Source organism: Vibrio sp. FF145, assembly GCF_041439075.1.
Taxonomy (GTDB): domain Bacteria; phylum Pseudomonadota; class Gammaproteobacteria; order Enterobacterales; family Vibrionaceae; genus Vibrio; species Vibrio tasmaniensis_A.
Map to the genome: position 1 here is coordinate 1 of NZ_JBGONH010000122.1, position 1441 is coordinate 1441.

Here is a 1441-nt window from a genome sequence, read left to right on the forward strand (position 1 = left end):
CAACACCTATCATTTAAGGTGTTTAGATCGCACAGTGTAGCGAGTCTTACTAAAACGAACGGTCCTATCTTTGGGCCGTTTTTGTTTTTCGGGCAAAATATAACGTTTCACTCGCTCTCTCATAGCTCGCAGCTTTTTGGGAACCGAACCTGGGGAGGCGATAGCACACCACATCAACTCATCTTGAATATCTCGAAGTGCCATCGTAAAGCTTATCCTAAGTGGCGAGACTTCAGCCTCTTTTGCTATTCGGCTAATCTCCAGACGGATTAAGTTATACGCGATAAGGATACCCCATATCTCTTGCTCTACACCCTCTACAGATTGACTGCGGAGCAGGATTTCATCTTCAAGCATGTCATGCTTAATCTCGCCATAGCTATTCTCGATTTCCCACCTTTCGAAGTACACATCTAATAATGATTTTAAACTGTATTTTCTATCTGTTAGAGAAGTCAGCAGCCCTTGTATATGATTGGGTTGTTGTTCAACGTCATCGGGATATAGAGTTAGCCTAGCTTTCCACGTTTCTGGGAGACTCGGGTCTTGTTTTCTAGCCTGGGGAGAGACTTTCATCTCCACAATCAGATCTCGCCCATCATCATCGAGCTGCTCGATGATTTCATATTTCACATTCGACTTTATTGGTGTCATCCAGTGGCTTGTTCCATGCTCTTGTTGCCAGTTAAGCATAAGTTCTGCGCTCAAGTAGCAACGGTCAAAAATGGTCAATGAATTCGGAACTGCTGATGAAATTAAATCTTTTGCATAGCTGATTTCACCTTTAGAACTTTCCCCAAAAGCCACATCATGAATAAGGCGACTCCGTAGTGATGTGAGTGCGCACATTCGAACGATTGGGTACTCAGTGTGCCTGTCTTTTCGGTAGTAAACATATTGATAATGCTCAGCTAAGCTTGGGTTATCGTGAGTTCTAAACTGTGTGCCATCGATTGAAAATAGGCTCAAACCATTCCATTTATCACCCGCATCTTCCGACTGTGTCCAATGCTTTGCTGTGATTGAGAATAATGACTTTAAAGGCTCAGCGGTGAGGCGTTTTCTTGCCTGAGGAATTGCACTAGGTGCAATCGTTTCACCCAATGAATTAGACAATTTGAGGTCGAGCTTATCGAGTACATCGGTAATCGGTCTATCTCGATATAAACCAATACCAACGACTAACCATACAACGAGTTCTGCGGGTAGCTTTCTACGGCGCATACTCGCTTTGTTCGTTTCAGATAAAGCTTGGTTTATCCAATCTAGCGGAAGGTCTTTTTGAAACAAAGAAAGAGATTCTGGATTAGCAAAATCGTCAACATCGATTAACCAGTGTGACAGCATAAAAAATACCCTTAAACAAAAGTGCTTAAGGGTATTGTTAACCATCTGTAGGATCGTTCAACTGATCAGGAAAATGCTTAAATGATCAGTGTTA

The 1441-nt window shown here is 42.4% G+C and carries 1 protein-coding gene; it reads right to left on the reverse strand.

The annotated features are described in order from the left end of the window. Positions 1-9 precede the first annotated feature (9 nt). A complete protein-coding gene (locus ACED42_RS21755) occupies positions 10-1347 on the reverse strand; it encodes an IS4 family transposase (RefSeq protein WP_017100321.1) in 1338 nt (445 codons plus the stop codon). Positions 1348-1441 lie beyond the last annotated feature (94 nt).